The organism is Streptomyces anandii JCM 4720, assembly GCF_014650655.1.
In the GTDB taxonomy this organism is placed as follows: Bacteria; Actinomycetota; Actinomycetes; order Streptomycetales; family Streptomycetaceae; genus Streptomyces; species Streptomyces anandii.
Genome location: NZ_BMVJ01000002.1, coordinates 595,496 through 614,201 on the forward strand (window position 1 = coordinate 595,496; position 18,706 = coordinate 614,201).

The 18,706-nt window shown below is 73.9% G+C and carries 25 protein-coding genes; 21 read left to right on the forward strand and 4 right to left on the reverse strand.

Translation table 11 applies throughout. From position 1 onward, the window contains the following. From IE249_RS05845 to IE249_RS05855, 3 genes are all read right to left on the reverse strand, one after another. On the reverse strand, positions 1-1,362 hold a 1,362-nt coding region (locus IE249_RS05845), incomplete at its 3' end, for a fatty acyl-AMP ligase (RefSeq protein WP_229857594.1). Between the two features lie 122 nt (positions 1,363-1,484). Further along, positions 1,485-1,691, reverse strand: coding sequence for an acyl-CoA carboxylase epsilon subunit (locus tag IE249_RS39955; RefSeq protein ID WP_189703646.1), 207 nt, complete (start codon positions 1,689-1,691; stop codon positions 1,485-1,487). A gap of 140 nt (positions 1,692-1,831) precedes the next feature. Then, positions 1,832-2,437, reverse strand: coding sequence for a hypothetical protein (locus tag IE249_RS05855; protein WP_189703647.1), 606 nt, complete (start codon positions 2,435-2,437; stop codon positions 1,832-1,834). Positions 2,438-2,627: 190 nt separating this feature from the next. Here IE249_RS05855 and IE249_RS05860 point away from each other — a divergent pair, with 190 nt between their 5' ends. The 10 genes from IE249_RS05860 (at position 2,628) to IE249_RS05905 (ending at position 9,404) form a co-directional block, all read left to right on the forward strand. Next, positions 2,628-2,840, forward strand: a complete 213-nt coding sequence (locus IE249_RS05860; protein WP_189703648.1) for a hypothetical protein — start codon at positions 2,628-2,630, stop codon at positions 2,838-2,840. A gap of 54 nt (positions 2,841-2,894) precedes the next feature. Beyond that, complete coding sequence (locus IE249_RS05865) at positions 2,895-4,634, forward strand: acyl-CoA dehydrogenase family protein (protein ID WP_189703649.1); 1,740 nt, start codon at positions 2,895-2,897, stop codon at positions 4,632-4,634. An 18-nt stretch (positions 4,635-4,652) separates the two neighbouring features. Then, a complete protein-coding gene (locus IE249_RS05870) occupies positions 4,653-4,934 on the forward strand; it encodes an acyl carrier protein (protein ID WP_189703650.1) in 282 nt (93 codons plus the stop codon). Then, positions 4,934-5,731, forward strand: coding sequence for a 4'-phosphopantetheinyl transferase family protein (locus IE249_RS05875; RefSeq protein ID WP_189703651.1), 798 nt, complete (start codon positions 4,934-4,936; stop codon positions 5,729-5,731). The genes IE249_RS05870 and IE249_RS05875 overlap by 1 nt, the downstream gene beginning before the upstream one ends. A gap of 74 nt (positions 5,732-5,805) precedes the next feature. Next, on the forward strand, positions 5,806-6,564 hold the full coding sequence (locus tag IE249_RS05880; protein ID WP_229857601.1) for a thioesterase II family protein: 759 nt from the start codon (positions 5,806-5,808) through the stop codon (positions 6,562-6,564). A 28-nt stretch (positions 6,565-6,592) separates the two neighbouring features. After that, positions 6,593-7,423, forward strand: coding sequence for an AfsR/SARP family transcriptional regulator (locus tag IE249_RS05885; RefSeq protein WP_189703652.1), 831 nt, complete (start codon positions 6,593-6,595; stop codon positions 7,421-7,423). Positions 7,424-7,520: 97 nt separating this feature from the next. Then, the gene (locus IE249_RS05890; protein ID WP_189703653.1) at positions 7,521-7,790 is read left to right on the forward strand and encodes an acyl carrier protein; all 270 of its coding nucleotides are present in this window, start codon (positions 7,521-7,523) and stop codon (positions 7,788-7,790) included. Beyond that, positions 7,787-8,551, forward strand: a complete 765-nt coding sequence (locus IE249_RS05895) for an SDR family NAD(P)-dependent oxidoreductase (protein WP_189703654.1) — start codon at positions 7,787-7,789, stop codon at positions 8,549-8,551. The genes IE249_RS05890 and IE249_RS05895 overlap by 4 nt, the downstream gene beginning before the upstream one ends. Continuing rightward, positions 8,551-8,946, forward strand: coding sequence for a SchA/CurD-like domain-containing protein (locus tag IE249_RS05900; protein ID WP_189703655.1), 396 nt, complete (start codon positions 8,551-8,553; stop codon positions 8,944-8,946). The genes IE249_RS05895 and IE249_RS05900 overlap by 1 nt, the downstream gene beginning before the upstream one ends. Beyond that, complete coding sequence (locus IE249_RS05905; RefSeq protein ID WP_189703656.1) at positions 8,943-9,404, forward strand: anthrone oxygenase family protein; 462 nt, start codon at positions 8,943-8,945, stop codon at positions 9,402-9,404. The genes IE249_RS05900 and IE249_RS05905 overlap by 4 nt, the downstream gene beginning before the upstream one ends. A gap of 572 nt (positions 9,405-9,976) precedes the next feature. On the opposite strand, the gene IE249_RS05910 is transcribed toward IE249_RS05905, so the two are convergent. Then, positions 9,977-10,360, reverse strand: a complete 384-nt coding sequence (locus IE249_RS05910; RefSeq protein ID WP_189703657.1) for a SchA/CurD-like domain-containing protein — start codon at positions 10,358-10,360, stop codon at positions 9,977-9,979. Positions 10,361-10,529: 169 nt separating this feature from the next. On the opposite strand from IE249_RS05910, the gene IE249_RS05915 reads away from it, so the two are divergent. The 11 genes from IE249_RS05915 to IE249_RS05965 all read left to right on the forward strand — a co-directional run. Beyond that, a complete protein-coding gene (locus tag IE249_RS05915; RefSeq protein ID WP_189703658.1) occupies positions 10,530-10,865 on the forward strand; it encodes a TcmI family type II polyketide cyclase in 336 nt (111 codons plus the stop codon). After that, the gene (locus tag IE249_RS05920) at positions 10,862-11,296 is read left to right on the forward strand and encodes a cupin domain-containing protein (protein WP_189703659.1); all 435 of its coding nucleotides are present in this window, start codon (positions 10,862-10,864) and stop codon (positions 11,294-11,296) included. Before IE249_RS05915 ends, IE249_RS05920 begins: the two co-directional genes overlap by 4 nt. Then, positions 11,293-12,582 (forward strand): beta-ketoacyl-[acyl-carrier-protein] synthase family protein, encoded by a 1,290-nt coding sequence (locus IE249_RS05925; protein WP_189703660.1) that lies wholly within the window; start codon positions 11,293-11,295, stop codon positions 12,580-12,582. Before IE249_RS05920 ends, IE249_RS05925 begins: the two co-directional genes overlap by 4 nt. Further along, entirely contained in the window at positions 12,579-13,820 is a 1,242-nt protein-coding gene (locus tag IE249_RS05930; RefSeq protein ID WP_189703661.1) for a ketosynthase chain-length factor, read from the forward strand. The genes IE249_RS05925 and IE249_RS05930 overlap by 4 nt, the downstream gene beginning before the upstream one ends. Positions 13,821-13,855: 35 nt before the next feature. Further along, the gene (locus IE249_RS05935; RefSeq protein ID WP_189703662.1) at positions 13,856-14,320 is read left to right on the forward strand and encodes an SRPBCC family protein; all 465 of its coding nucleotides are present in this window, start codon (positions 13,856-13,858) and stop codon (positions 14,318-14,320) included. A gap of 7 nt (positions 14,321-14,327) precedes the next feature. Continuing rightward, positions 14,328-14,789 carry an anthrone oxygenase family protein gene (locus IE249_RS05940; RefSeq protein WP_229857604.1) on the forward strand — a complete coding sequence of 154 codons (462 nt, stop codon included), beginning with the start codon at positions 14,328-14,330 and terminating at the stop codon, positions 14,787-14,789. A gap of 36 nt (positions 14,790-14,825) precedes the next feature. Continuing rightward, the gene (locus IE249_RS05945) at positions 14,826-15,581 is read left to right on the forward strand and encodes an SDR family NAD(P)-dependent oxidoreductase (RefSeq protein WP_189703663.1); all 756 of its coding nucleotides are present in this window, start codon (positions 14,826-14,828) and stop codon (positions 15,579-15,581) included. Then, positions 15,581-15,895: an antibiotic biosynthesis monooxygenase family protein gene (locus tag IE249_RS05950; RefSeq protein ID WP_189703664.1), complete on the forward strand. Its 315-nt coding sequence runs from the start codon at positions 15,581-15,583 to the stop codon at positions 15,893-15,895. The genes IE249_RS05945 and IE249_RS05950 overlap by 1 nt, the downstream gene beginning before the upstream one ends. Beyond that, the gene (locus tag IE249_RS05955; RefSeq protein ID WP_189703665.1) at positions 15,885-16,214 is read left to right on the forward strand and encodes an antibiotic biosynthesis monooxygenase family protein; all 330 of its coding nucleotides are present in this window, start codon (positions 15,885-15,887) and stop codon (positions 16,212-16,214) included. The genes IE249_RS05950 and IE249_RS05955 overlap by 11 nt, the downstream gene beginning before the upstream one ends. 76 nt (positions 16,215-16,290) lie before the next feature. After that, positions 16,291-17,154 (forward strand): NAD(P)-dependent oxidoreductase, encoded by an 864-nt coding sequence (locus IE249_RS05960; RefSeq protein WP_189703666.1) that lies wholly within the window; start codon positions 16,291-16,293, stop codon positions 17,152-17,154. A 70-nt stretch (positions 17,155-17,224) separates the two neighbouring features. Beyond that, positions 17,225-18,706, forward strand: a 1,482-nt coding sequence (locus tag IE249_RS05965; protein WP_189703667.1) for an FAD-dependent monooxygenase, incomplete at its 3' end; no start/stop codon positions are given.

Genomic DNA, 18,706 nt, shown 5'->3' on the forward strand with positions numbered 1-18,706 from the left:
GATGATCACGTCCTTGAGCCGGCCCGTCACGTGCAGCCGGCCCTCGACGAGCGCGCCGAGGTCGCCCGTGCGCAGGAAGCCGCCCTCGCCGTCGCCGGTCACCGCCTCGAACACCTCGGCCGTCGCCGCCCGGTCACGCCAGTAGCCCCCCGCCACCCCGGTGCCCCGGACCCAGATCTCGCCGACCTCGCCGTCGGGCAGGGCCCGCAGCGACTCCGGGTCGACGATCCGCACCTCGCCGCCCGCCGGGCGGCCGCACGCCACCAGACCGCGCTCCGGGCGGCCCGGGCGCGGGTCGCGCAGCATGTCCCGCTCCAGGGCGGCACCGTCCACTTGCCGTACCGAGAGGGGTTGTTGAGTGTCTTCGGCCGTGACCAGCAAGGTCGCCTCGGCCAGGCCGTAGCACGGTGTCAGGGCGCCGGGGCGCAGGCCGGCCGGGGCGAAGCGTTCCGTGAAGGCCCGGGCGGTGGTCGCCGAGACCGGCTCGCCCCCGGTCACCGCCGTGCGCCAGCCCGACAGGTCGAGGAGTTCGACCTCCTCCTGCGGGACGCGGCGTACGCAGAGTTCGTAGGCGAAGTCCGGCGCGCCGCTGACCGCCACCTCGTAGCGGCCGATCGCCTCCAGCCAGCGGGCCGGGCGCTTCAGGAACGCCTCGGGCGAGAGCAGCACGGAGGTGCCGCCCAGGGAGAGCGGGAGCAGCAACTGGCCGACCAGGCCCATGTCGTGGTGGAACGGCAGCCAGCCGCCGATCCGTTCGCCCTGCCCGGTGTCCAGGGCGCGGGCGATCGAGCGCAGGTTCGCCATCAGGTTGCCGTGGGTCACCACCACACCGCGCGGGGCGCCGGTGGAGCCGGAGGTGTACTGCAGGTAGGCCACGGTGTCGCCGGACAGCTCCGGCATCCGCCAGGGGCTGCGGGCGGGCACCGCGTCGGCGGCCAGGCAGGGCACTGAGCCGTGGCCGCAGGCCGCGAGGAGCCTCGATACGTCGGGGGCGAGGGCCGCGTCGGTGAAGGTCGCGCACGGCGCCACGTCCTTGACGATGCCCGCGACGCGCATCGCGTGGTGGCGGCCGCCGCCGGTGGGCGGGGCCGGGACGGCGATCGCGCCGGCGTAGAGGCAGGCCAGGAACGACACGGCGAACTGGCGGCGGGAGGTGTGCATCAGCAGCACCCGCTCGCCCAGGGCGCCGCGCGCCTGGAGCCAGCCCGCGAGTTCGCGGGCGGCGGAGTCCAGTGCGCGGTAGGAGACCGGGCTCGGCCGTCCGCGCTCGTCGCTGTCGGGGAGGAGCAGCAGGGCCTCGCGGTCGGGGGTCCGCGCGACTCTGTCGCGTATCAGTTCTACGAAGGTGTCGTGCTCGCTCATGTGGGGTCCCCCTGGCAGGTCGTCGTGCGGGCGCCCGACCCGTCTTCGTGCGCCCGGAACCATCCTGTTTTCGAACGTAGGACGGGGGGCCTAGAGGGAAGCTCGACGCGGGCTGTCCGGGCCTACGGCCGGGCTTGTGCCCGGGACCATGCGACCGGGGGGCGGCGGCGGGGGTGGGTGGGGGTCCAGGGGGCGCGGGCGGATCCGTCCCCCGGGGGTGCGTCCGGGGTTGCTGCGCGCAGTCGGGCCAGTAGTACGGCGGTCAGGGCGGCCAGTTCTTCGGGGGTGGGGTGGCCTCGGACTATGGAGAGGGACAGCGGTTGATCCATACCGGGGAGGGTGGTGGTGGGGGCTTGAGGGGGGCTCGGGGATCGCCTGCGGTGCGTAGTGGGCCGGGGCTGTGACGCGCCCCGACTGCCCCTTCCCGTCGTGGGCGGCTTTCCGGCGGTGGGGGGGGGCGGCCCTTTGGTCAGTGCAGTGGGGTTGCCTCGGACTCCGTGACGGTGGCTGTGGTGGTCAGCTTGGTGCGGCGGTCCAGGTAGCCGGGGGTGGTCAGGGCGCGGGTGCAGTGGGTTCGGGTGTGCCACCACAGGATGCCCGTGTAGGCGCGGGGGTCCACCACTGAGCGGAGGAGGTCGCTGCCGCCGTAGCCCTCGGCTGCCACGCACTGGCCCACCAGGGCGCCGAAGTCCATTTCGAAGCGGGCCGGTTCGCTGTCCACCACGGCGCGGACCAGGAGGAGGTGCGCGGCCTCGGTGAGGGGGACGGTGGCCGGCATGCGGCCCACGCTGACGGCGAGTTCATGGTGGGTGGGGGAGGTCACCGCGGCCAGGTGGGGCAGGAAGCTGTCGTCGTGGGTCGCGCGCAGCAGGGCGTCCATGCCGTGCCACAGGTCCAGGCGGACGTAGCCGGCGGTGGGCGGGAGGAGGCGGAGCGTGACTCCGCTGTCGTAGCCTCGCAGGCCCTCGCGGTAGCGCGCGTAGGCGCGCAGTGCGGGCTCCAGCGCCTCGCCGGGGCCTGCCGGCGCGAAGCGCTGCACGACGGTCACCCGGCTGAGGGGATTTCGCTGGGGCATCGGCCCGCCTCACCTCCTCCTGCCGCTCTGCGCGCGCACGCCGTCGTGTGCGCGCGCCCAGTTGACCATGCCGCGCTCGAATCCCGCTCGAACGCCGGTGCCGCGAGGGTTCCTCGAGGGCGTGCCGAGGCCGGAGGGCGACCCTCCCCGTCCCGGCGTGGTGCCGGGGGAACCGAGGGAAGGGACGTTCATGACCATCACCGACGACGTCGGCCGGCTCGCCGACGGCTCCGGGCGCACCGCCCGGCTCGCGATCGACCGCCTGGTCCGGCCGGTCTGGTACGCGCTCGTCGCCTACGGCGGGCTGTGGCTCGGGGGCGTCGACTTCGCCGCCGACGGCACACCCGTACCGCGGCTGCCGTTCGACGAGGACCCTGCCCGGCAGGACTTGAGGGCCTCTTGAGTCACGCCGGTTAGGCAGGGCCCCAGCGGGATCCGATCGAGGACGGAGACAGCCATGACCACGACGGTGAACAGGGCGGAGACCACTGAACAGGCCGTGCGGGAACGTATAGCGCGGCTCGAACACGACCTCGGTGATCTCGACGACCCCGGCAACCCGCTGGGCGCGGACCACTTCCTCGCCGCCGACGGCAGACAGCAACTGCTGCCCGCCGCCGAGCGGCTGCTGGACGACTTCGGTCTCAACGCCGAGTTCGTGCCGCGCGAACTGGGCGGCCGGCTCGACCGGCTCGACGTGCTCGCCCGGGTGCTGAGGGCGGTCTTCCGCCGGGATGCCGCCCTCGGGCTCGGTTACGGGATGACGTCGTACCTGGCGGCCGTCGTGGTGTGGGCGGACGGCAGCGGGGAGCAGCGCCGGCGGACGGCCGAACTGCTGCTCGGCGGCGGGCGGATGGCCGGCGCCTATCCCGAGCCGGTGCCGGGCAACGACTTCCTGCACAACCGGCTCACCGCCACCCGGGCCCCGGGCGGCCACCGGCTCGACGGCCGCAAGGAGGCCCTCAACAACGCCGCGCGGGTGGACTCGCTCGTCGTGTTCGCGCACACGCCCGAGGCCGGGGAGGACGCCCACACCGCGTTCCTGCTCCCCGGCCCCGGGGCGGCCGACGTCGACCTGCTGCCCCGGCGGCGCACCAGCGGCATCCGCGGGTGCGTCATCCAGGGACTGCGGTTCTCCGGTCACCGCATCGGCGCGGACGGGCTGCTGGGCGTCGAGGGCGGCGGGGCGATCCTGGCCGAGCGGGCCTTCCCCGTGACGCGCAGCACCGGTCCCTCGATGGCGCTGGGCTGCGCGGACACCGCGCTGCGCACCACCGTCGCCTTCGCCCGCGCCCACCGCGCCCGCAGCCGCGCCTCGCTGCGCAGCGCCCGTACCCGGTCGGCGCTGGTGGACGCCTTCACCGACCTGCTGGTGTGCGACTGCCTGTCGCTGGTCGCCACCCGGGGTGTGCATCTTCTGCCGCGCGAGAGCCGCACGCTGAGCGCGGTGGTGAAGTATCTGCTGCCGACCATACTCACCGAGATGGTGTACGACCTGTCGGTCGTCCTCGGCTCCGAGTCGTACGCCACCAGCGGCAGTTACGGCATGTTCCAGAAGGCGGCGCGGGACCTTCCCATGATCGGGCTCGGCAGCGCGGGCACCGCGGCCAGCCGGGGCGTGATCATCGAACACCTGCTCCGGGTACCGGAGTTGGGCGCCGATGATGACTCGGAGGGTGACTGCGGCGGGCTGTTCCGGCCGTACGACGACGGGTTGCCGCCGGTGAGGGCCGAAGAGTTGACGCTGCCTGCCGCCGGTGACTCGCTGCTCGCCTCGCTGCCCGCCGCGGTGCGCAGCGCCCGGGCCGCGCGCGGGGAGTTCGCGGGTGCGCTCGGCGAGGCGGCGGACGCGCTCGCCACCGAACTGCGGCTGCTGCGCGAGGACTGCGCCCGGCTCGCCGGGCGCCGGCCCGCCGGCGGGCTGAGCCCCCGCGTCTACGCCCTGGCCGACCGCTACGCCCTGATCGCCGCCGGCGCCGCCTGCCTCGGCGTGTGGCACCACGGTGCCGGGCCGGGCGGCGGGCTGCTCGCCGACCCGGCCTGGGCGGCGATGGCGCTGGCCCGCATCGTCGGCCGCCTCGACCGCACCGCCGTACGCGCCCCCGAGGCCGGCGCCGAACACCTGCTCGCCGAGGTGCTGGACCGCTTCGACGACGCCCGTAGCTACGACCTGTACGCCACACCGATAGGCCGATGAGCACACAAGGAGTACGCCATGGACGACAACGCCACCACATCCGGCGGCACCGCGCTGGCCGTGCTGGTCGAGGAGGCGGCGCGCATCCTCGGCAGGCCGCCCGGCTTGCTTGGGCCCGGCCAGCACCTCCAGCACGACCTGGGCTTCGACTCGGTCATGCTGCTGCAGCTCAAGGGCCGCCTGGAGACGCGCTTCCCGGTGCTGCGCGAGGTGTCCCTGCCCGACCTGCTGCTCGGGGTCCACACACTCGGCGCCCTGGCCGGCCGGCTGGAGCGCACGACCGGACTGCCGGTGGCGTGATGCGGCCGCTGCGCAACCGCGGCCCCGCGGACTCCTGGCTGCCGGTGCGCCGCGAGGTGGAGTCCTCCGGTACGTCGGTGGTCTACGCGGCCGTGGCCGACTGGCTGCCCGACGACCTCCAGCGGCCCGGACTCGCGGCCGCCCTGGGCCGGGACCACAAACGGCTGCTGGAGATGAACCACGTCCCCAACCGCTCCCGCTTCGTCGCCTCCCGGCTGCTGCTGAAGTCGGCGGCCGCGGCGGTGCTCGGCGCCACGCCCGACGAACTGGAGCTGGCCTACAAGCCCGGCGGGCGGCCGCACCTGCGCGGCGTGGACCAGCTGGACGTCAGCCTCAGCCACACCGAGGAACTCCTCGTCGTCGGCCTCACCCGGCACGGGCGGATCGGTGTCGACGCGGAGAACGCCGACCGGCGGATGCTCGGCCTCGGCACCGAGCGGCAGGTGTGCACCCCCTACGAGCTGGAGGCGGTGCTCGCCGTCCCGGTGGAGCGCCGCAACGGCGAACTGGTGCGCCTGTGGACCCTGAAGGAGGCCTACAGCAAGGCCATCGGACAGGGGCTGAGGTTCCGCTTCACCGAGTTCGGGTTCACCCCCGAGGACCGGCAGGTGCAGATGCTGCGGCCCGACGGCACCCCCGGCGCCGGGTGGGAGTGGTCCTTCCACAGCTGGCTAGTGGACGACTCGTACATGGTCAGCGCCGCCGTCTACGACCCCGGCTTCGGCGGCCGCGGGCCCGCCGCCGCGGCCCGGCCGCTGCTGCCGGTGGTGCCCGACCCCCGTTTGAGCGCGCGTTGAGCGGGCTTCCAGGTGCTGCGGTGACGCTCGACACCCGCACCCGCCGAGCGGTGCGGGACCGAAGGGGGGTCCGCGTGCATCGATACCTCGCTGTACGGCCCGGGGCCGAGGGCGCCGGGACGCGGCTGCTGTGCTTCCACCACGCCGGCGCGGGCGCCATGGCCTTCGCCGGATGGCGGCAGCGGGCCGGAGCGGACGTGGACGTCCTGCCCGTACGGCTGCCGGGCCGGGAGACCCGGACGCGCGAGCCGCGGCTCACCGACCCCGCGCGCCTGGTCGCGGACCTCCAGGAGGACCTCGGGGACCTCCTCGACGAGCCGCACGCCTTCTACGGGCACAGCATGGGCGCCTTGGTGGCCCACCGGTTCGCCCAGGCCCGGGTCGCGGCCGGGCTGCCCGCGCCGCGGCTGCTGCTCGTCGGCGCGTGCGCCGCCCCGCAGCTGCCCTCGGCCCTGCTGGACCGCACCGACCTTGACGATCTGACCGACGAACGGCTGATGGAGGCGATGGCGGACGAGGAGAGCCTGCCAGAGGTACTGCTGCGCCGCCCCGACTGGCTGCGCGCCACCCTCGACACGCTGCGGGCCGATCTGCTGCTGGCCCGGGGTCTGCGCGGCGCGCCGGCCCGTCCGCTGCCCTGTCCCATCCAGGCGTTCGCCGGCCGGGACGACCGCATGGTGACCGTGGCCCAGGTGGACGCCTGGCGGCACTGCACCAGCGCGGGCTTCCGGCTGCGGACCGTCCCCGGCGCGCACTTCTTCGTCCGCGGGCGTGAGGTGCCGCGAGCAGTCGGGCAGGTGCTGCGCGCCGCGGCGCCGGTGCCCGCCCGCTGACCACATCGTTCCGATAGGAGTTACGCGGATGGACATCAGCGTCCTCGGCCCGTTCCGGGCCACTCTGGCCGGCGTGCCGGTACACCTCACCGCCGTCAAGCCCCGCAAGGTCTTCGCCCTGCTCGCCCTCCAGGCCGACGAGGCCGTGTCGGTCGCCTCGCTGGTGGAGGAGGTGTGGGGGGAGAGCCCGCCACGCAGTGTGCAGACCACCCTGCAGACCTACATCCTCCAGATACGGCACGTCATCGCGGCCGCGCTCGGCGAGGAGGAGGCCGAACTGCCGAACGGCGCCAAGAGCGTGCTGCGCACCGAGCCGGGCGGCTACCGGCTCGACACCCACGGCGGGCTCATCGACGCCCGCGAGTACGACGCCCTGGCGTCGGTCGGGCACCGGGCCCTGGAGCAGGGCGACTGGGCGGAGGCGTCGTCGTACTTCGGCCGGGCGCTCGCCCTGTGGCACGGCCGGGCGCTGGCGGACGTGCAGTGCGGGGCCCTGCTGGAGGTGGAGGCCACGCGGCTGGACGAGTCGCGGATGAGCGTTCTTCACGGCCGAATCGAGGCGGACCTGAGGCTGGGCCGCCACCATGAGCTCGTCGGCGAGCTGTGCGGACTGGCCGCGCGGCACCCGCTGCACGAGGGGCTGCACGAGCAGCTGATGCTCGCGCTGTACCGGGCCGGGCGGCGCAGCGACGCGCTGGAGGTCTACCGGCAGTTGCGCACCGCGCTCAACCAGAGCCTCGGCCTCGACCCCTCGCCCGGCATCGAGTACCTGCACCGCGCGGTGCTCGACTCCTCGCCCCACCTCGACCCGGCCGGCGCGGCGCCCGGCGGCGCCCGGCTGCTGGCCGGCCGGCACTGATCCGCCGGCCGCGACGGGCACGGCCGGCCGCCACGGGCACGGCCGGCGCCTCGTCCGCACGACCCACACCCCTGCCGAAGGACCGAAAGGAACCATCGTGAGCGACATCACCCTGTCCGAGCTCGGCGAGCTGCTCCTGGAATGCGTCGGCGCCCCGGAGGAGGGCATGGCCTTCGAGGGCGAGAACGCCCTGGACACCCCCTTCCTGGAGTTCGGCTACGACTCCCTCGCGCTGCTGCAGGTCACCAGCGTGATCAACCGCAAGTACGGCATCGTGCTGGACGACGACGCGGTCGCCGAGGCGGAGACGCCGCGCATGCTGCTCCAGATGGTCGCGGCCGCGCCGCGGGCCGGGGCGGTCCGATGACCGCTGCGCCCCCCGCGCGGGCGGAGGCGCCGGGTTCCCTCGCGGGCCGGCGGGTGCTGGTCACCGGCGGCACCCGGGGCATCGGCCGGGCGACGGCGCTGGCCTTCGCCCGGGCCGGGGCCCGGCTCGCCGTCGCCCACCGCGGCGACGGCCCGGCCGCCGGCCGGCTCACCGCCGAACTGACCGCGCTCGGAACCGACTTCACCCTCGTCGCGGCAGACCTGACCACGCGGGCGGGGGCCGAGCGGGCGGCCGAGGCGGTGCGGGAGCGCTTCGGCGGTCTCGACGTGCTGGTGAACAACCTCGGCGTGGACGGGCACGTGCCGTTCGAGAAGCTCACCGAGGACGAGTGGCACCGCGTCCTCGACCACAACACCACCTCGGCCTACCTGGTCACCCAGGCCGTGCTCGACCTGCTGGGCGAGGGCTCCTCGATCGTCGGCATCGGCGCGTCGGTGGCCCTGCGGGGGCGGCCGCTCGGCGTGCACTACAGCGCGTCGAAGGCCGCGCTGGCCGGGTTCACCCGCGCGCTCGCCAAGGAGCTCGGCGGCCGGGGGATCCGCGTCAACCTGGTCGCGCCCGGGGTCACCGAGACCGAGGACGAGGGCCTGCCTCCGCAGCTGGCGGCCCGGCTCACCGCGCTGACCGCGCTCGGCCGCCTCGGGCGTCCGCAGGACGTCGCAGGGGCGGTGCTCTACCTGGCCGGGGACTCGGCCGCTTACGTCACCGGCACCACCATCGAAGTAGACGGAGGAATCTGATGCCCTACGCCGCCATCACGTACCGGATGAAGCCCGGTCACGAGGACGAGATCGCCGAGATCTTCGCCGGTTTCCAGCGGGTCGACCGGCCCGACTTCGCCGGTGACGACGGCGACGCGGCCGGGAAGCTGCTCGGCACGGGCGTGTTCATCAAGGACGACGTCCTGGTCCGGGTCATCCACTACGAGGGCGACTTCGCGGCGATCGGCCGGCACATGGCCGCGCAGAAGGGCGTCCACATCCTGGAGACCAAGCTCGCGCCGTACCTCGCCGAGCCGCGGACGGTGGACACGACGACGCCGGCCGGGTTCGCGGAGCACTTCCGCGAGTCGACGATGCGGACGATCGCCCAGCTCACCGTGGACACCCACCCGGCGGAGGCCGGCAGGTCATGACCGGGCCCGAGGCAGTCCTCGCGGTCGCCGCCCTGCTGGGGGGCGGCGTGACCGCGGGGGTGCTGTTCGCCGTCGCGCTCAGCGTGCTTCCGGCGCTGTTCGCGATGGAGACCGGCACCTACGTGTACGCGCACAAACTGCTGGGGCGGAACTGGGATCCCACCATGCCGGCGATCGTGCTCGGCAGCACCGCCGTCAACGCGGTGCTGGCGGTGCTCGGCGACGGGGTCGCACGGGGGTTGTTCGTCCTCGCCGCCGTGCTGCTGCTCGGCGTCTCGGGCGTCTCCCACCTGTGCAACGTCCCCATCAACCGCCGGGTCAAGTCCATCACCGACCCCACCGCCATCCCGCCCGACTGGGAGGACCCCCGCCCGGCCTGGCGCCGCTTCCACCACCTGCGCACCACCTTGGCCGTCCTGGCCCTCATCACCACGGCGACAGCGGTCACCAACCTGTGAGCCCGGCCGGGCGCCGGGACTGTGCCGGCGCGGGCCGTGCGCCGACGGCCGCCGGCCGCGCGGAGCGGTGGACCGCGGCCGGGCGATGTGCCGCCTGCCGGACCGGGGCGTGGACCGCGAGCCCCGCGCCGGCCGGGCACGGCCCGGTGGCGGGGGCCTGTCCGAGCACGGCCAGGCGGCCAGAGGCGGGGCGGGCGGGCCCGGTGACCCACGCCTGTCCGGGCACGCCCGGCGACCGAAACCTGTCCGGACGCCCAGTCGGCCGGGGTGGGGGGGCCTCCGGGCACTGTCTGGCGGGCATGGCGATGCGGCCGCACGTTTTCAGGACGTGCGGCCGCCCTGCTGTGTTCGTCGGGGTCAGGGCCTCTCTTCCGGATCCTGCCGCCGGTCGCGGGGTCTGGCACGCACTCCCCCAAGCTCTTCGAGCAGGGGGGACCCCCAGCGGCGTTGTCGTCACTCGCCGACGCTCCGCGTCGACTCCCTCCTCCGCCTTGCAGCTGCACGCACCAGACCCCGCTCGGGTCGGCCGGGAGGCGAGGTCGCTCCGAGCGGCCTGATCCGGAAGAAAGGCCCTAGGCCGCGTTCGGGGGCGTGTCCCGGGCCGAGATCTGGGCGACCGTGCGCAGGAGGCTGCGCTTGAACGTGGCCACGAAGCCCTCGACCGTGTCCGTGTCGCGGGGGCGGGTCAGGTACGGCTTGAGCTTGGCCTCGACCTCGCGTACGCCGGGCTGGCCGGCCATGTGGCGGGCCACGGCCTCGAGGTCGCCGGTGTACTCGATGACCCGTACGAGGGTGTCGTCGCGCAGGAAGACCGCGGTGGCCAGGATCGTGCCGGCCGCCGCGCCCGCCTCGTCGCGCACCTGGCTCGACCTGACGCGCTTGAAGTTGCCGAAGATCTCGGCGAGTTCCGCCTCGTGTCCGGGCTTGATGTCGTACGTGATGGCTGCGAACGGCATGTCTGTCCCTCACCTGTCGGCTTCTGTACGTCCTCGTGTGCGGCCCCAGCCGACACCAGCCCGCACGAGAACCGCTCGAACCCCGCGCCCCGGCCGCTTCAGGCCGATTCGAGCCGACCTGTAGCCCGCGGTGGGACGTTCCCGGTCGACCGAGACCGGGAGGTACACCGTGCACCGCACCCTGATCGTCGCCAAGCTCCGGCCGGACAGGACCGAGGAGATCGCCAAGATCTTCGACGAGTCCGACGCCACCGAGCTGCCCCACATGATCGGCGTCAGCCGCCGCACCCTGTTCAAGTTCCACGGCCTCTACTTCCACCTGGTCGAGGCCGACGAGGACATCGGCGCCAACCTCTACCGCGCCCGCAGCCACCCGCTCTACGACGACATCAACACCAGGCTCGCCCAGTGCGTGGAGCCCTACGACCCGGACTGGAAGGAGCCCCGGGACGCGATGGCCGAGCCCTTCTACATCTGGACCAAGGACGAAGGACGCATCCAGTGACCACCGCCATCAGCCGCACCGTGAAGGTCGCCTCGGACGAGGTCGAGGCCAACACCAAGCGCGGGGGCGACCTGCGCGTCACCCTCAGCCCCAAGACCGTCGGCTGCACCTCGGGCTTCGGCGGGGTCATGACCCTGGAGCCCGGTGACTGGGTCACCGAGCACTACCACCCGTACTCCGAGGAGTTCCTGCACGTCATCGACGGCACCCTGGAGATGACCCTGGACGGCCAGCCGCTCGCGCTCGGCGCCGGCGACTCGCTGCTCGTCCCCATCGGGGTGCGCCACCGCCTGGTCAACACCGGCGACGTCACCGCCCGCTGCACCTTCCACCTGTCCCCGCTCGCGCCCCGGCCCGAGCTCGGCCACGTGGACACCGAGCAGGCCCAGCGTCCCGACCAGGCCAACCCGGACGTGGGTGGCACGCCGTGACCCGACGGGCCGTCATCACCGGAGTCGGCGCGGTGGTGCCCGGCGGGGTCGGCCGCGAGGCCTTCTGGCGGACCCTCTCCGAGGGCCGCACCGCCACCCGCCGGATCACCCTGTTCGACGCCGCCGCGTTCCGCTCCCAGGTGGCCGCCGAGGTCGACTTCGACCCGGCGGCGGCCGGGCTGACCCCGCGCCAGATACGACGGATGGACCGCGCCGCGCAGTTCGCCGTCGTCAGCGCCCGCGAGGCGGTCGCCGACAGCGGACTCGACCTCGCCGCCCTCGCCCCCGAGCGCCTCGCCGTGTCGATCGGCAGCGCGGTCGGCTGCACCATGGGCCTGGAGGAGGAGTACGTCACCCTCTCCGACAGCGGCCGCAAGTGGCTCGTCGACCACGAGTACGGCGTACCGCACCTGTACGGGTACATGGTGCCCTCCACCCTCGCCGCCGAGGTCGGCCGCGAGGTGGGCGCCGAGGGCCCGGTCGCCCTGGTCTCCACCGGCTGCACCTCCGGCCTGGACTCCATCGGCCACGCGGTGCAGCTGATCGAGGAGGGCTCCGCGGACGTCGCCGTGGCCGGCGCCACCGACGCCCCGATCTCCCCGATCACCTCCGCCTGCTTCGACGCCATCAAGGCCACCACCCCCAACAACGACGACCCCGAGCACGCCTCGCGCCCCTTCGACGGGGAACGCGACGGATTCGTCCTCGCCGAGGGCTCCGCGGTCATGGTCATCGAGGAGCGCGAGGCCGCCCTCGCCCGCGGCGCCCGGATCTACGCCGAGATCGTGGGCTTCGCCGGCCGCAGCAACGCGTACCACATGACCGGACTCAAGCCGGACGGCCGGGAGATGGCCGAGGCCATCGACGTCGCCCTCGGCCAGGCCCGCCTCGACCCCAGCGCCGTCGACTACGTCAACGCCCACGGCTCGGGCACCAAGCAGAACGACCGGCACGAGACCGCCGCGTTCAAGCGCAGCCTCGGGCAGCACGCGTACGACATCCCGGTCAGCTCGATCAAGTCGATGGTCGGCCACTCGCTGGGCGCCATCGGCTCCATCGAGGTCGCCGCCTGCGCGCTGGCGCTGGAGCACCAGGTGGTGCCGCCCACCGCCAACCTGACCACCAAGGACCCGCTGTGCGACCTGGACTACGTCCCGGTCACCGCCCGCGAGCACGCCATGGACGTCGTGCTCAGCGTCGGCAGCGGTTTCGGCGGCTTCCAGACCGCGATGCTGCTCGCCCGCCCGGGCACCGCGGCCGCCGCGGCCGGAAGGAGCACCCGATGACCGCACCCACGACCAGGACCGCCTCCGGCGCCGCCCCGGTGATCACCGGCATGGGAATCGTCGCGCCCACCGGCATCGGCGTCGACGCCCACTGGGCCTCGGTGCTCGCCGGCAAGCCGGGCATCGGCCGCATCGAGCGCTTCGACCCCGAGGGCTACCCGGTGCGCCACGCCGGCCAGGTCCCCGGCTTCGACGCCCAGGCCGGTGTGCCCAGCCGGCTGATCTCCCAGACCGACCACTGGACCCACCTCGCGCTCGCCGCGGGCCAGGCCGCGCTGGAGGACTGCGGCGCCGACCTCGCGCGCATCCCCGAGTACGAGATGGCGGTCGTCACCTCCTCCTCGTCCGGCGGCACCGAGTTCGGCCAGAAGGAGATGACCGCCCTCTACCGCAACGACCCCAGCTGGGTCGGCGCCTACCAGTCGATCGCCTGGTTCTACGCGGCCACCACCGGCCAGCTGTCCATCCGGCACAAGATGCGAGGCCCGTGCGGGGTGCTGGCCTGCGAGCAGGCCGGCGGCCTGGACGCCATCGGGCAGGCGCGCCGGCTCACCCGCAAGGGCGCCCGGCTCGTCGTCACCGGCGGCACCGACGCCTCCCTGTGCCCCTACGGGCTCACCGCCCAGCTCACCACCGGCAAGCTCTCCACCGTCGCCGACCCCGAGCGGGCCTACCTGCCCTTCGACGCGGAGGCGTCCGGGTACCTGCCCGGCGAGGGCGGCGCCATCCTCGTACTGGAGAGCGCCGAGGCCGCCGCCGAACGGGGCGCCGGCACCGGCTACGGCCGCGTCCTCGGCTACGCCGCCGGCTTCGACCCGGCGCCGGAGTCCGGACGGCCGCGCGCCCTGCGCCGCACCGCCGAGGCGGCCCTGCGCGACGCCGGACTCGGCCCCGCCGACATCGACGTCGTCTTCGCCGACGCGGCGGGCCTGCCCGCCGACGACCGCGACGAGGCCGAGGCCATCGCCCAGGTCTTCGGACCGCGCGCGGTGCCCGTCACCGCACCCAAGACGCTCACCGGCCGGCTCTACGGCGGCGGCGCCCCGCTCGACGTGGCCACCGCGCTGCTCAGCCTGCGCGAAGGCGTCATCCCGGCCACCACCGGCACCCGCGAGCCCGCCCCCGGCCTGGAGATCGACCTGGTCACCGGCGACGCCCGCGAGGCCGAGCTGCGCCACGCCCTGGTCCTGGCCCGCGGCCACGGCGGATTCACCTCGGCCCTCGTCCTGGGCCGCTGACCTACGAGGCTGATACACGAGAAGGGAGTTCGGCGATGGCCGGACACACCGACAACGCGATCGTCGTCGACGCGCCGCTGGACGTCGTGTGGGACATGACCAACGACGTGCCCAACTGGCCCGACCTGTTCAGCGAGTACGCCTCCGCCGAGGTGCTGGAGCGCGACGGCGACACGGTCGTCTTCCGCCTCACCATGCACCCCGACGAGGACGGCCAGGTCTGGAGCTGGGTGTCGCGGCGCACCAGCTTCGTGGAGACCCGCACGGTCCGCGCCGAGCGGGTGGAGACCGGGCCGTTCGAGTTCATGACCATCTACTGGGAGTACACCGAGGAGCCCGGCGGCGGTGTGCGGATGCGCTGGGTGCAGGACTTCCACATGAAGGACGCCGCCCCGGTGACCGACGAGCAGATGACCGAGCACCTCAACCGCAACACCCTGGTGCAGATGGAGCTCATCAAGCAGAAGGTCGAGGCCGCGGCCCGCGCCCTGGCCGGATGAGGGAGCGGTGACCGTGCTGACAGTCCTCGCCCCCCTGCTCCTGCTGCTCAACGGCCTCGCGGCCGGCGTGATGCTGGGCACCCAGCTCGGCGGCTTCCCGTACATGGCCTCGCTGCCCGTCGACCGCTACGTGTACGCGCACGCCTTCCTCGGCCGGCGCTACGACCCGGCCATGCCGGTCTGCCTGATCGGCACGGTCGTCCTGGACGCGGTGCTCGCCTTCGACGCGCCCCGGGCCGGCGCCCAGGCGCTGTTCGCGCTTGCCGGGCTGCTCACCGCGACCACCCCGGTCATCGCCGTCATCAAGAACGCCCCGGTCAACCGCTGGATGCGCACCCTCGACCCGGACAACCTGCCCGCCGACTTCCGCGATCCGAGGCCCGAGTGGGGCGCCTGGAACACCCGGCGCAGCTGGATCACCATGGCCGCCCTCGCGGTCAACTGCGCGGCGCTCGGCTTCCTGCTCTGACCTTCCCGCACTCAAGAACTAGCTAAGGAATCTTTCATGGACCTCGAACTGCGGGGCAAGAAGGCCCTGGTCACCGGCGGCACGCGCGGTGTGGGCCGGGGCATCGTGCTGGCCCTGGCGCGGGCCGGCGTCGACGTCGTCACCTGCTACGTGCACCCCGGCGAGTACGTCACCACCCTCGAGGAGGAGCTGAAGGAGACCGGCGGCAACCACCACGTGGTGCGCGCCGACCTCTCCCGCCCCGAGGAGATCGCCGGTCTGCTCGCCCGGGTCCGCGAACTGCACGGCGACCGCCTGGACCTGCTGGTCAACAACGCGGGCGCGATCAGCCACGTGCCGTACGGCGACCTGGACCTGGAGGAGTGGCAGCGCATCCTCGCCACCAACCTGACCGGCGCGCACCTGGTGATCCAGTACGCGCTGCCCCTGCTCGGCGAGGGCTCCTCGGTGATCTCCATCGGCTCGCGCGCCGTGGACGCCGGCGTGCCGCTGCGCTCCCACTACACCGCCACCAAGGCCGCCCTGGTGGGGCTGAACCGCTCCCTGGCCAAGGAGTTCGGCGGCAAGGGCATCCGCTTCAACGTCATCGCCCTCGGCGTCATCGAGACCGAGAAGTACCACGAGCTGCCCGAGGACCAGAAGCGCCTGATGAGCGAGCGCTACGGCGCGAAGACGGCGCTGGGCCGGCTGGGCCGCCCGGACGAGGTGGCCGGCGCGGTGCTGTGGCTCGCCAGCGACCTGTCCCGCTACGTCACCGGCAACACCATCGGCGTCGACGGGGGGATCTCCTGATGACCTTCCGCGTGATGCTCCGGCTGGAGATAGAGCCGGGCCGGGAGACGGAGTTCGAGCAGGCGTGGCTCGCCGGCACCGACGCGGTCACCGGCCACCCCGCCAACCTCGGCCAGTCGCTGTCCCGCGAGCCGGACGGCACGTACGTCATCGTCAGCGACTGGGTGGACGAGCCGCGCTTCCGCCAGTTCGAGGACAGCCCCGCGCACCTCGAACACCGGGCCACGCTGCACCCGTTCCGCAAGGGCGGCTCCTTCCACGTGATGGAGATCCGGCACGCCGTCGAGGGAAGGGCGGCCGTCAGTGCCCGGTGAGGGCGGCGGAGCGGGCGAGGTGCGGGTGGTGGTCTACCAGGCCGCGCTGGACGAGGGGCAGCTCGCCGCCGTGCGGTCCGCCTACCACGAGGTCAGCGAGCGGCTCGCCAAGGTGCCCGGCATGCTCGGCAACGAGCTGCTGCGCAGCCCGCTGGACCCCACCGCGCTGGCGGTGATGAGCCGCTGGGAATCGCTGGAGGCGTTCCGCGCCTGGGAGGCGGGCGCGGAGCACCGCGAGGACACCGCCCCGCTCAGGCCCTACCGGGACACCCGCACCGCCGTGCCGTTCGCCGTCTACGAAGTCGACGCCGCCTACTGAGCGCCCGGCCCCGGAGCCGCAACGCGAGGGGCCGGGCGGCCGGGCGCACCCTCGGACACAGAGAAGGAAGACCACCATGAGCAAACCCCAGCTGGCCTTCATCGGCCTGGGCAACATGGGCGCGGGGATGGCCCGGCGGCTGCTGGACACCGGGCACACCCTCACCGTCCACAACCGCACCGCGAGCAAGGCCGCGCCGCTCGTCCAGGCGGGCGCCAAGCTCGCCGACGCCCCCGAGCGGGCCGCGGCCGGCCACCAGCTCGTCCTGCTGAGCCTCAGCGACGACAAGGCCGTCGACGAGGTGCTGTTCGGCCGGGTGGTGCCGGTGCTGCAGCCCGGCGCGGTCATCGTGGACACCTCCACCGTCTCGCCCGGTTACGCCCGCACCGCCGCCGAGCGGCTGGCCGCGCGCGGACTGCGCAGGGTCGAGGCGTGTGTGGTCGGCAACCCGCTCCAGGCCCGCAAGGGGGAGCTGCGGGTGTTCGTCTCCGGGGATCCGGCCGACCTGTACGAGGTACGGCCGGTGCTGGAGGCGATCGGCTCGGAGGTCGTCCACGTGGGCGCGCCGGGCACCGCGGCCAGCGTCAAGCTGATCCTCAACCTGCTGCTGGGCGCCCAGGTCGCCTCGCTCGCCGAGGCGGTGGCCTACGGCACCGCCGCGGGCCTCGACCGCGACCAGCTGATCGGGGTGATCTCGGGAAGCGGCTTCAGCTCGGTGGTGATGCGCTTCCGCGCCGAGCTGATGCTCAAGCACTCCTACGAACCCGCCTTCTTCCGCGCCGAACTGATGGAGAAGGACATCCGGCTGGCCCTGGAGGCCGCCGCCGGGTTCGGCACGTCGATGCCGGTGCTGGACACCGTGCGCGAGCGGTTCGCGGCCGTGGTGGCGGCGGGCGACGGCGACAAGGACGCCTCCGTGCTGGTGGAGCACCGGGCGTAAGCGGAAGTCGAAGGGATGTGAGGCAGTGAGCGGTACAGGCCGGAGTGCACTGAGGAACACCGATGTCCTGGTGGCCGGTTCGGGATCGGCCGGGCTGGCGACGGCCCTGTTCCTGGCCGAGCAGGGAGTGGACTGCTACCTGCTGGGAGGCCTGCGGGAACGGCTCCGGCCGCCGCGCATCCTCGGCGTCCACCCCCGCGCCATGGAGCTGCTGCGCTCCCTGGGCGTGGAGGAGGCCGTACGGGACCTGCCCTCGGCGCGGGCCCTGGCCCGCAACTCGGGCATCATCTCCATGGAGTCGCTGGCCGGGCCCGAACTGGGCGCCCTGGACGCCAAGTACGTCGTGGACGCCGACGCCGACCTGAGCGGACTGTCGCCGACCACGTGGTGCCTGTGCGACGAGGCGGAGCTGGAGGGGGCGCTGCGCGAGCGGGCGGAGCGGCTGGGCGTGCGGCTGCGCCCCGATGCCGAGCTGGTCTCCTTCGAGCAGGAGGGCTGGGGCGACCAGGGCGTCCTCGCCGTGGTCCGCGACCGGGCCGGCGGCGAGGAGCACCGGGTGCGGGCCTGCGCGCTGGTGGACGCCGGCGGCACCGGCGGCGCCGTGCGGGAGGCCCTGGGCATCGGCTTCGACGCCCGCACGCTCGGCGACTTCGTCACCGTCCGCTTCACCGCGGACCTGTCCGGGCCGCTGCGCGGCCGCCGCTTCATCATGGGCTACGTCGACAACCCGGGCGTGCGCGGCTCCCTGATGCCGCTGGACAACGGGGCCGACTGGCTGCTGCACGTGCGCCACGACCCCGAGCGGGAGCCCGCCGCGTCGTTCACCGAGGAGCGGTGCGCCGAACTGGTGCGCGCGGCCACCGGGGTGGCGGACCTGGAGCCGCGCATCGACAGCGTGAGCGCGTGGGCGGGCCGGGCGGGCGTGGCCGAGCGGTTCGGCCACGGGCCGGTCTACCTGGTCGGTGACGCGGCGCACGTGATGCCGCCGAGCGGCGGCTTCGACGCCGGCACCGGCGTCATCGACGCGCACAACCTGGCCTGGAAGCTCGTCGCCGTGCTGGACGGCTGGGCCCACCCGGACCTGCTGGACAGCTACGACGAGGAACGGCGCCCCGTGTGCGCGGCGACCGCCGAGCAGGCGGTGCTGCGGGCCGGCGACCGGGCCCGGCTGCTGGCCGCCTACCCGGACCCGGCCGACCCCGAGCTGGTCCAGGACCCGCTGGTGTGGCTGTCCTCCCGCTACCGCTCCTCGGCCGTCACGCCCTGGGACGAGGGCACCCTGCCCGGCTACGGCCTCTGGGCGGCCGAGAACGACGGCCGGCCCGGCAGCCGCGCCCCCCACCTGCGGCTGCGCCGCGGCGGCGCGGAGATCTCCGTGCACGACCTGTTCGGCCGGTCGATGGTGCTGCTGACCGGCCCCGACAACCGCCCCTGGCGCGAGGCCGCCCGCTCGGTCGCCGCCGAGCTGGGCACCCCCGTCCAGGTGTACGGCATCGGATCCGACCTGGAGGACCTCGACGACCGCTGGCCCGAGCTGTACGGCGTCACCGCG

What these genes read in the sequence shown, in the direction of transcription:
- IE249_RS05960 (WP_189703666.1), top strand. Translation starts at nt 16,291, where the DNA reads ATGAGCAAACCCCAGCTGGCCTTCATCGGCCTGGGCAACATGGGCGCG.
- IE249_RS05870 (WP_189703650.1), top strand. Translation starts at nt 4,653, where the DNA reads ATGGACGACAACGCCACCACATCCGGCGGCACCGCGCTGGCCGTGCTG.
- IE249_RS05860 (WP_189703648.1), top strand. Translation starts at nt 2,628, where the DNA reads ATGACCATCACCGACGACGTCGGCCGGCTCGCCGACGGCTCCGGGCGC.
- IE249_RS05950 (WP_189703664.1), top strand. Translation starts at nt 15,581, where the DNA reads ATGACCTTCCGCGTGATGCTCCGGCTGGAGATAGAGCCGGGCCGGGAG.
- IE249_RS05865 (WP_189703649.1), top strand. Translation starts at nt 2,895, where the DNA reads ATGACCACGACGGTGAACAGGGCGGAGACCACTGAACAGGCCGTGCGG.
- IE249_RS05895 (WP_189703654.1), top strand. Translation starts at nt 7,787, where the DNA reads ATGACCGCTGCGCCCCCCGCGCGGGCGGAGGCGCCGGGTTCCCTCGCG.
- IE249_RS05910 (WP_189703657.1), bottom strand. Translation starts at nt 10,360, where the DNA reads ATGCCGTTCGCAGCCATCACGTACGACATCAAGCCCGGACACGAGGCG.
- IE249_RS05905 (WP_189703656.1), top strand. Translation starts at nt 8,943, where the DNA reads ATGACCGGGCCCGAGGCAGTCCTCGCGGTCGCCGCCCTGCTGGGGGGC.
- IE249_RS05935 (WP_189703662.1), top strand. Translation starts at nt 13,856, where the DNA reads ATGGCCGGACACACCGACAACGCGATCGTCGTCGACGCGCCGCTGGAC.
- IE249_RS05900 (WP_189703655.1), top strand. Translation starts at nt 8,551, where the DNA reads ATGCCCTACGCCGCCATCACGTACCGGATGAAGCCCGGTCACGAGGAC.
- IE249_RS05875 (WP_189703651.1), top strand. Translation starts at nt 4,934, where the DNA reads ATGCGGCCGCTGCGCAACCGCGGCCCCGCGGACTCCTGGCTGCCGGTG.
- IE249_RS05885 (WP_189703652.1), top strand. Translation starts at nt 6,593, where the DNA reads ATGGACATCAGCGTCCTCGGCCCGTTCCGGGCCACTCTGGCCGGCGTG.
- IE249_RS05930 (WP_189703661.1), top strand. Translation starts at nt 12,579, where the DNA reads ATGACCGCACCCACGACCAGGACCGCCTCCGGCGCCGCCCCGGTGATC.
- IE249_RS05945 (WP_189703663.1), top strand. Translation starts at nt 14,826, where the DNA reads ATGGACCTCGAACTGCGGGGCAAGAAGGCCCTGGTCACCGGCGGCACG.
- IE249_RS39955 (WP_189703646.1), bottom strand. Translation starts at nt 1,691, where the DNA reads ATGGATCAACCGCTGTCCCTCTCCATAGTCCGAGGCCACCCCACCCCC.
- IE249_RS05855 (WP_189703647.1), bottom strand. Translation starts at nt 2,437, where the DNA reads ATGCCCCAGCGAAATCCCCTCAGCCGGGTGACCGTCGTGCAGCGCTTC.